Genomic DNA, 8587 nt, shown 5'->3' on the forward strand with positions numbered 1-8587 from the left:
TATTAAATTTCAAGGATTTTCCAGGAGGGAAATATGATCAAAGCATTAATTTTAGCTACTAGCCTGTTTGTTGCACCAACTGTATTAGCAGAATCTGCTCAGCAACAAGCGTCACCAGAAATTCAATCTGAAATGCATCAGACAATTAATATTAATGAAGCTTCTCTCGAAGAGCTCGTAAAATTGCCTGGGATCGGAAAAGGCAAGGCGAGAGCCATTGTTAGTTTCCGCGAGCAGAATGGACCTTTTGACGACCTCAACTCCTTAATGGCTGTAAAGGGGGTTGGTAAAAGCATCGTCGCGAAGTTAGAAGGGAAGGTAAAGTTTTAAGCTTTAAATTTTCAGATGCAAAATAAAAAGGGCGGAATCGCCCTTTTTATTATTGATTCTGCTTTTCAAACTCTGCAATTGCATCACTCAGTTTGCTTTTGGTAAATGCAATTTCCAAAGGCGTAGTGAGAAGGGGGTATAGGATACCTGCTAACAACAAAGGAGGCAGTAAGTACCAGCCTTCAAAATAAGCCAAAGAAATAAAAAACGGCATCAAGATGGCGAGCTTACAGCAGCCTAATAAGACTTTTTCAGGCGCTTCTAAGTGACTCAAAGCAATGGCGATGATTTGTTGCTTATCACGAAGCTTGTACGGTTTTAATTGCTCAATATTGCGAAGATTAAAATGCATTATAAGTTTACTTTTTTACTAAAGACCAAAGAATAAAAGGTAAAAAAACTAAGAAACTAATCGCATATAACGCGAAAATGACTTCCATCCAGCCTGGCATGCTTAGACCAACAAACTGCCAGTCTATGCTGCCACAGTCACCGGTTGCTGCAAAAAATGCCGGGATCCACTCATGTAATGGCATAAACTCTGGGAAGTTAGGAACAATATCGCAAGTGAACGCAAATGGATCAGTGGTGGTTTGCATATTTAAATGCTCTTTTGCCAACATATAACCCCAAATACTACTTACGCCCCATGTTGCAGCGCCAATACCACGGAAAATAGCGTTACTTGGGGAAATAAAACCAATAAGACCTGCTGCAAACACACCTAACACAGCCGTTCTTTGATAAATACACATGATACAAGGCTCTAAGCCCATTGCGTATTGAAAGTATAAAGCGGTGACTTCTAGTAAAAATGCAGTCAGTGCCAACAGGCCCCATGCTTTTCTGGAAGTAGGAAGGGTATTCAACCAGTTCATAAAATTCTCTTATTGTTATATTAAGTTAGCTATCAGATAACTTGCTTTACCAATAGGTTCAATTTTTCAGTTTAATTGAACCTAGATACTGCGAAACTGAATTATGTTGTAGGTATTATGCTGACAGAGGTTTCAAGCTGCAAGAATTTACGGTAGTTGGTTAATTTTACTTAACTCAATGGACAAAAAATGAATTGTAAAACAGGGCGATTTCTTTACTTGTTAGTTGCAAAGCATCTGGTACAATCAGTGGATTAAATTGCAGTTGCCAAGATTAAAGCGGTGTTAGATGAGAATTTTTAAAGCTAAAAGCCCAGCGGGATTTGCTGAGGAATATATTGTTGAATCAATTTGGAATGGTGAATTTCCACCAGGTTCAATTTTACCAGCTGAAAGAGAACTCTCAGAGTTGATTGGCGTAACACGCACAACGTTACGTGAAGTATTACAACGCTTAGCACGTGACGGATGGTTGACGATTCAACATGGTAAACCGACCCGCGTAAATAACTTTTGGGAAACATCAGGCTTAAACATTCTTGAGACGCTAGCGCGCCTTGACGAAGATAAAATGCCAGAACTTACTGATCAGCTTTTATCTGCACGAACTAACATCAGCGCAATTTACACGCGTGCGGCAATTAAAGTGAATCCCCAAGCCATTATTGAGTTTTTAGAAAAAAGTAAAGAGCTTGAAGACACTGCACAAGCTTTTGCTGACTATGATTATCAAGTTCACCACCAGTTAGCGTTAGCAGGAAATAATCGAATTTATGTACTGGTTCTTAACGGTTTCAGAGGCCTTTACTCTAAGATTGGTGGTCATTATTTCTCAGATCCTCGTACCCGAGCATTGGCAAAGCAGTTTTATTTAGACCTAATTGCGCTAGCCGAAAAAGGCGATTTTGATGGTTCAATTTCATTATTAAGAAAATATGGTCATCAAAGCGGTGAAATCTGGCAGCAGATCCGTGGCGATATGCCTTCAAATATCATGGACTAATTTTTATTTATTGAAAAAAGCCCGTAGGGGCTTTTTTTATCCCTATAGTTTATACAATCAAAAAAACTGATTGTAGCTATCGGTTTATTTGATTTTCAATTTTTGCAGTGTCCCCATAAACTTGTGAAAATTTTTAATTGGGGTTGTTTTTTTATAACTAGCCTCAATAATAAGTGTCAAAGCAAATTGATATTGTCATTTTGCATTGGATATAACCCTAACTAATTGGAGAAAACCATGGGTGTATTAGTAGGCCGCAAGGCACCTGACTTTACAGCAGCAGCAGTATTAGGTAACGGTGAGATCGTTGATGGTTACAACCTTCACGAGCGTATTAAAGGTAAAAAAGCGGTTGTATTCTTTTACCCACTAGACTTCACTTTCGTTTGTCCTTCAGAGCTAATCGCTTTCGACAAGCGTTACGACGAGTTCCAAAAGCGTGGTGTTGAAGTTATCGGTGTTTCAATCGATTCTCAATTCTCACACAACGCATGGCGTAACACACCAGTAAACGAAGGTGGTATTGGTCCAGTTAAATACGACTTAGTTGCTGACGTTAAGCACGAAATCTGTCAAGCATACGACGTTGAGCACCCAGAAGCTGGTGTTGCTTTCCGTGGTTCATTCCTAATCGACGCTGAAGGTAACGTACGTCACCAAGTAGTTAACGATCTTCCTCTAGGTCGTAACATCGACGAAATGCTTCGCATGGTTGACGCACTAGCGTTCCACGAAGAGCACGGTGAAGTATGTCCAGCAGGTTGGACTGAAGGTAAATCAGGTATGGACGCAAGCCCAGAAGGTGTTGCTAAATTCCTAGCTGAGAACGAAGGCGAGCTATAATTTAGCCCTTTAGTTTTTAAAAGCCCGCGATTGCGGGCTTTTTTGTGCCTGCGAAAAATAGTGAAATGATGCTCTTTGGGAGTAAAGCTTGCAAGTCATATACTTACCCCCATAAATTTAATTGGCCAACGCGTTTGAATAGTTCAACACTTAAATAAACAGCAAACAGGCTGATAACTGGGGTTGCCAAAAGACTCACTAGCGTTAATTCATTAGCCATTGTTTTCTTCCTTGTCGTTTTTAACTGCTTTCTTAGCATGCTTATCAGATTCAGACTTCAATACTTTAGATGCTGTCTCAAGTGTATTTTTCTTAACTTCTTTGATACTTGCGCTAATCGCATTTGAGATCAGATTGCTAATTTCAGCTGTTATCGGGTTTTCATTAGCATGTACTGAAGAAGCTGTGAATAATACCGTGCTGATTAATGTTGCTTTAACTAGTGAGTTCATGACGTTCTCCTTTGTATGATTAGTTAGTCGCAATAACTATTACAAAGGTTGTGCCAATAGATAAAAATATTTTAAGAGATTGTTTTTATTTGCTTTATTTTTATTGGAAGGTTGGTGAAAATAATTTTTGATTATTTTCACCAACCTAAAGTGGTAAAAAAAACTAAGTTTTAGTTAATCTTGCTCTAAAATTGAATGCAGTAACTGCTTAACCACTTCAGGTTCAAAAGGTTTGTCGCATAACGCGTTAACCCCAGATTGTGCAATGTTTGCAAGGTGAGTGTCATTGGCTTCAGATGTCACCATTAAGATTGGAATATGGGAGTGCTCGCCTGAGTTACGAATATGTTCAGCTAACTCTTGGCCATTTACATTTGGCATATTAAAGTCAGTGACAATGAGGTCAAACATCTGTTCGTTTAAGAAGTTGATCGCTTGTTCGCCATCTTCAGCTTCAGTAAAACGGTTTGCACCCAAATTAGTTAGCACACGACGAATATGATTCCTCGCCAGTCGTGAATCATCAACAATAAGAATACGCAAATCTTGCACATCGTATAGTTCAAGCTCAAGTTCTTGCGGAGACAATAAGTCTAAGGTTGCGTTGAGCGCGCGACCAAGGTGCACTTTAGTAAAAGGCTTAGGCAAGATCGCCACTACACCAGATTGCTTAAATGCTTCAAGCTGGGCTTTGCGTGTTTCACTTGAAACCAACATAAAAGGGATTGGCTGTTCAGGCTGAACTTCAGCAATATATTGTTGAATATCAAGGGCACTGCCATCACTTAAGTGAAGGCTAGAGATGACTAGGTCAGGTTTATGTTTTTCTAAAAAGCTTTTTGCAGAGTCCACTGTATCAGCAAAGTCGATGTTCGTTACGCCTTCTAACTCAAGCTCTTTTGCAATTATTTTTCTTTGTGTTGCTGAGGGCTCAACAAGCAAGATAGCAAGATCTGCACTAAGAAGCTCATTCATGATTAGTACTACTTTCAATTAACCGAAATAAGGACGTTAATGTAACCAATTAACATCCTATTAGCTAGTTTGAAATGACTTTTTAAAGGGCGAATTAGCGTCTGTAAATATCAGACTCGGGAATATCAATTAAAATCAACACTGCGCCTTTGCCACCATACTCAAGCGGAGCTTGGTGCATCGCCAAAATATCAGGGTGCTGAACCAAATATTGTGGCACTTTATGCCTGAGGATATGTTCACCAATACCATGTACAACACACGCGCAATAATGATGTTGCTTTTTACAGGCATGGATCAAAGCAGCCAACTCTTCTTTTGCGCTGTCTTTACTTAAGCCGTGCAAATCTAAAATTAACTCAGGCGCAATATCGCCACGTCGTAATTGTTTAGCTAAGAATTTATCAGCGCCTTCACGCACATAATTTACTGTGCCATGGGTGTCGATATCTGGGATATATTCGTCAGAAAAATAAAACTCCGCTTTGTGCTGCTTAGTTTGCTCAGCAACAATTTTGCCTTTAAACGGGGTGTTATCACGTTTAAATTGCACGGTATCTTGCTTTATCTTTGTGGCACCAGAAATTGACTGACGAAATAGGTCGATGTCGTCGTCTTGCATGCTTATGTGTGATTTATCTTTGTTCATTGGCGCATTCTAAATAAAAAAAGCATAAAAACCTAGCTGAAAAACGGCTACAATGGCAGCAGAATTATTGTCAAATTATTGAGTACCGTATGACAGAGTTACAAATTACAGATGAGTTGGCGCAAGAAGCGTGTTCTGAACTATTCACGATTCAAGACTGGTTACGTTGGACTACGACGCAGTTTGTGAATAATGGGCTGTTTTACGGTCATGGTACCGACAATGCCTGGGATGAAGCCGTAAGCCTTGTTTTACCCGTTTTAAACTTGCCACTAGATACACCAAAAGAGTTATTAAATGCGCGTTTAACCAGTAGCGAAAAACTGCATTTAATGGGCTACATCTTAGCGCGTGTAAATGACAGAACACCAGTTCCTTACCTGACGAATCAGGCTTGGTTTGCAGAACTTCCTTTTTATGTGGATGAGCGGGTGCTTGTTCCACGTTCGCCATTTGCTGAAATGATCAAAAAGCAATTTGCACCTTGGGTAGCAGAGCCTGCAAAAGTAACGCGTATTCTAGATATGTGTACAGGCTCTGCATGTATTGCAATTGCATTGGCAAAAGCGTTTGAACATGCGCAAGTAGACGCGGTTGATATCTCTTTTGATGCGCTAGAAGTGGCAGATATCAATATTACTGAGCATATGATGCAAGAGCAGGTGTTTGCGATCCAATCTGATGTTTTCAGTGGTGTACCTGGTCAAAAGTATGACCTAATCGTGGCAAACCCGCCGTATGTCGATGCCGAAGATATGTCAGATTTACCAGAAGAGTTCCACCATGAGCCAGAGCTTGGTTTAGCATCGGGTGAAGATGGCTTAGATGTAACTCGTGTTATTTTGCAAGAAGCGGCAGAACATCTAACTGATAACGGTTTGTTATTTGTTGAAGTAGGTAACTCTATGGTACATATGGATGCACTATACCCAAACGCGCCATTTACATGGTTAGAGTTTGAACATGGTGGATTAGGCGTGTTTATGATCTCAAAACAACAACTCGTCGAATATTTTGCTGATTAAATATAATTGTTAATTAGTTTTTTTTAATGTCATTTGGAATGAGGGTGAATAATGGCAGGTAATAGCATTGGCCAACTTTTTAAGGTCAGTACCTTTGGCGAGAGCCATGGGGTCGCATTGGGGGGCGTTGTTGATGGCGTACCCGCAGGACTAGAGTTAACAGAAGCGGATATGCAGTTCGACCTAGACAGACGTAAACCGGGTCAAAGCCGATATACCACGCAAAGACGTGAAGGTGATGAAATTAAAATTTTATCGGGCGTTTTTGAAGGTAAAACGACAGGAACTAGTATTGGTCTGTTAATTGAAAATACTGATCAACGTTCGAAAGACTACAGTAAAATTTCAGAAGTGTTTCGTCCAGGTCATGGTGACTACACATATTGGCACAAATACGGTCACCGTGATTATCGTGGTGGCGGTCGCTCTTCAGCGCGTGAAACTGCAATCCGTGTTGCTGCAGGAGCCATTGCTAAAAAATATCTAAAGCAATTTCATGGTATTGAGATTAATGCTTGTTTATCACAATTGGGTCCTATCAAAGCTGAAAAGTTCGATTGGTCAATCGTAGAAACGAACCCATTCTTTTTTCCAGATGACACAAAATTAGAGTCGCTAGATGAATATATGCGCGATTTGAAAAAGCAGGGCGACTCTATTGGTGCGAAAGTGACTGTAGTCGCTAAAAATGTGCCTGTTGGGTTAGGCGAGCCTGTATTTGATCGCTTAGATGCTGAAATTGCGCATTCATTAATGAGTATTAATGCGGTTAAAGGCGTAGAGATTGGTGATGGTTTTGATGTGATAGAGCAGAAGGGCTCTGAGCATCGTGATGAGTTAACACCAGAAGGTTTTACCAGTAACCACGCAGGTGGTGTATTAGCTGGTATTTCAACAGGGCAAGATATTGTCGCATCGATTGCATTAAAGCCTACCTCAAGTATTACTATTCCAGGCCAAAGCATTAACACACAAAATGAGTCAGTAGAGATGATCACTAAGGGTCGTCACGACCCGTGTGTGGGCATTCGTGCGATTCCAATTGCAGAAGCCATGTTAGCCATTACTTTAATGGATCACCTATTAAGACAGCGAGGGCAAAACCCGCATGTCAATCTTGAGCACGGACCAATTCCAGCTCAGAAACCTGTATAAGGCTAACAGAAAAAAAAACGCCACTAAAGAGTGGCGTTTTTTTGAGTAACAGTTTTTAGCTATTGTATTTTTCGCAGGCTTCAAGCGTATTTTCGATTAAGCTTGCGACAGTCATAGGGCCAACACCACCAGGTACTGGTGTAATAAAGCTGGCTTTTTCTTCAGCGATGCCGTACTGCACATCACCAACTAGTTTGCCTGACTCTAAACGGTTAATACCTACATCGATCACGATGGCACCTTCTTTAACCCAGTCGCCTGGAATAAACTCAGGCTTACCGACTGCAACAACAAGTAAGTCTGCGCGGCGAACGTGTGCTTCTAGATCTTGCGTGAATTTGTGGCAAACCGTCGTAGTACAACCTGCAAGTAATAGTTCTAGTGACATTGGGCGGCCAACGATATTTGAAGCGCCCACCACAACTGCATGCATACCTTTATATCTCACACCCGTTGAATCGAGCAAAGTGATGATACCTTTTGGTGTGCATGGACGAAGTGCCGGCATACGTTGCGCTAGGCGACCAACGTTATAAGGGTGGAAGCCATCTACATCTTTATGCGGTGTAATACGTTCAAGTACTTTTTCTGCGTCTAATCCTTCAGGCAGAGGTAATTGCACCAGAATGCCATCGACTTCTGGATCATTATTTAGCGTGTCTACTAATTCAAGTAGCTCTGTTTCTGTGGTGTCGCCTGGTAAATCGTAAGATTTAGAGACAAAACCCACTTCTTCACAGGCTTTACGTTTTGAACCTACGTAAACTTGGCTAGCAGGATCTTGGCCTACTAAAACTACTGCAAGACCAGGCGCTCTTAAACCTTGTTCTACTCGCTCAGCAACACGCTGTGCAACATTAGTACGAACTTGTTTGGCGATTGCCTTTCCATCAATTATGTTTGCCGTCATGATTGACCTTATTGGGGTTATAAACTTGAACGAATCATACAAAGTGTATTTATGGGGTTACTTTGTATCTAGTCACAATCAATCGATTGCAACACTAAGTGCGTATTTTCTCAGAAATGCCTTAATTCGCCAAGGTAAGAATCATCTTTATAGTAATATATACCCAAACCACCTCACGATACGAGGTTCAGCGAGAATTGATTGGCTGTCAGACAAGGCATCGATTTGAAGGTCTAGTGGTTCTAAATCGAAAATTGATAACGCAGTATGAAAGCCAATCAAACTCGCCCAAGGGAGCGTGCTTTCAGTCCTATTTCATCGTCAAAGAACTTGGAAAGGACTCGTCATTACGCTGCGTCCTTTTCCT

General features: G+C 40.8%; 11 protein-coding genes. 5 read left to right on the forward strand and 6 right to left on the reverse strand.

Annotated elements, in window-relative coordinates:
- Positions 1–33: 33 nt before the first annotated feature.
- Complete coding sequence (locus CWB72_RS02955) at positions 34–330, forward strand: ComEA family DNA-binding protein (RefSeq protein ID WP_130256744.1); 297 nt, start codon at positions 34–36, stop codon at positions 328–330.
- A gap of 49 nt (positions 331–379) precedes the next feature.
- Here CWB72_RS02955 and CWB72_RS02960 read toward each other — a convergent pair whose 3' ends face one another.
- Both CWB72_RS02960 and dsbB read right to left on the reverse strand, forming a co-directional pair.
- The gene (locus CWB72_RS02960) at positions 380–682 is read right to left on the reverse strand and encodes a DUF6170 family protein (RefSeq protein ID WP_130256743.1); all 303 of its coding nucleotides are present in this window, start codon (positions 680–682) and stop codon (positions 380–382) included.
- Positions 683–689: 7 nt separating this feature from the next.
- Positions 690–1208 carry a disulfide bond formation protein DsbB gene (gene dsbB, locus CWB72_RS02965; protein WP_138629130.1) on the reverse strand — a complete coding sequence of 173 codons (519 nt, stop codon included), beginning with the start codon at positions 1206–1208 and terminating at the stop codon, positions 690–692.
- Between the two features lie 289 nt (positions 1209–1497).
- Between dsbB and fadR the strand changes: the two genes are divergently transcribed.
- The gene (gene fadR, locus CWB72_RS02970; RefSeq protein ID WP_138629132.1) at positions 1498–2211 is read left to right on the forward strand and encodes a fatty acid metabolism transcriptional regulator FadR; all 714 of its coding nucleotides are present in this window, start codon (positions 1498–1500) and stop codon (positions 2209–2211) included.
- Positions 2212–2448: 237 nt separating this feature from the next.
- Entirely contained in the window at positions 2449–3054 is a 606-nt protein-coding gene (locus tag CWB72_RS02975) for a peroxiredoxin C (RefSeq protein ID WP_130255311.1), read from the forward strand.
- 212 nt (positions 3055–3266) lie between these two features.
- Here the strand turns inward: CWB72_RS02975 and CWB72_RS02980 are convergent, their stop codons facing one another.
- The 3 genes from CWB72_RS02980 to smrB form a co-directional block, all read right to left on the reverse strand.
- Entirely contained in the window at positions 3267–3506 is a 240-nt protein-coding gene (locus CWB72_RS02980) for a hypothetical protein (protein WP_130255310.1), read from the reverse strand.
- A 174-nt stretch (positions 3507–3680) separates the two neighbouring features.
- Positions 3681–4481, reverse strand: a complete 801-nt coding sequence (locus CWB72_RS02985; protein WP_138567121.1) for a response regulator transcription factor — start codon at positions 4479–4481, stop codon at positions 3681–3683.
- Positions 4482–4575: 94 nt separating this feature from the next.
- Complete coding sequence (gene smrB, locus CWB72_RS02990; protein ID WP_058030729.1) at positions 4576–5130, reverse strand: endonuclease SmrB; 555 nt, start codon at positions 5128–5130, stop codon at positions 4576–4578.
- 89 nt (positions 5131–5219) lie between these two features.
- Here smrB and prmB point away from each other — a divergent pair, with 89 nt between their 5' ends.
- Positions 5220–6155 (forward strand): 50S ribosomal protein L3 N(5)-glutamine methyltransferase, encoded by a 936-nt coding sequence (prmB, locus tag CWB72_RS02995; RefSeq protein WP_138629134.1) that lies wholly within the window; start codon positions 5220–5222, stop codon positions 6153–6155.
- A 51-nt stretch (positions 6156–6206) separates the two neighbouring features.
- Positions 6207–7310 carry a chorismate synthase gene (gene aroC, locus CWB72_RS03000; RefSeq protein ID WP_130255306.1) on the forward strand — a complete coding sequence of 368 codons (1104 nt, stop codon included), beginning with the start codon at positions 6207–6209 and terminating at the stop codon, positions 7308–7310.
- 55 nt (positions 7311–7365) lie between these two features.
- Here the strand turns inward: aroC and folD are convergent, their stop codons facing one another.
- Positions 7366–8220 (reverse strand): bifunctional methylenetetrahydrofolate dehydrogenase/methenyltetrahydrofolate cyclohydrolase FolD, encoded by an 855-nt coding sequence (gene folD / locus CWB72_RS03005; protein ID WP_058030727.1) that lies wholly within the window; start codon positions 8218–8220, stop codon positions 7366–7368.
- Positions 8221–8587 lie beyond the last annotated feature (367 nt).

This window comes from Pseudoalteromonas phenolica (assembly GCF_005886345.1).
GTDB classification, from domain to species: domain Bacteria; phylum Pseudomonadota; class Gammaproteobacteria; order Enterobacterales; family Alteromonadaceae; genus Pseudoalteromonas; species Pseudoalteromonas phenolica_A.

Bases quoted from the DNA above. Each gene is read 5' to 3' on its own strand.
- CWB72_RS02955 (WP_130256744.1), top strand. From the start codon at position 34: ATGATCAAAGCATTAATTTTAGCTACTAGCCTGTTTGTTGCACCAACT.
- CWB72_RS02960 (WP_130256743.1), bottom strand. From the start codon at position 682: ATGCATTTTAATCTTCGCAATATTGAGCAATTAAAACCGTACAAGCTT.
- dsbB (WP_138629130.1), bottom strand. From the start codon at position 1,208: ATGAACTGGTTGAATACCCTTCCTACTTCCAGAAAAGCATGGGGCCTG.
- fadR (WP_138629132.1), top strand. From the start codon at position 1,498: ATGAGAATTTTTAAAGCTAAAAGCCCAGCGGGATTTGCTGAGGAATAT.
- CWB72_RS02975 (WP_130255311.1), top strand. From the start codon at position 2,449: ATGGGTGTATTAGTAGGCCGCAAGGCACCTGACTTTACAGCAGCAGCA.
- CWB72_RS02980 (WP_130255310.1), bottom strand. From the start codon at position 3,506: ATGAACTCACTAGTTAAAGCAACATTAATCAGCACGGTATTATTCACA.
- CWB72_RS02985 (WP_138567121.1), bottom strand. From the start codon at position 4,481: ATGAATGAGCTTCTTAGTGCAGATCTTGCTATCTTGCTTGTTGAGCCC.
- smrB (WP_058030729.1), bottom strand. From the start codon at position 5,130: ATGAACAAAGATAAATCACACATAAGCATGCAAGACGACGACATCGAC.
- prmB (WP_138629134.1), top strand. From the start codon at position 5,220: ATGACAGAGTTACAAATTACAGATGAGTTGGCGCAAGAAGCGTGTTCT.
- aroC (WP_130255306.1), top strand. From the start codon at position 6,207: ATGGCAGGTAATAGCATTGGCCAACTTTTTAAGGTCAGTACCTTTGGC.
- folD (WP_058030727.1), bottom strand. From the start codon at position 8,220: ATGACGGCAAACATAATTGATGGAAAGGCAATCGCCAAACAAGTTCGT.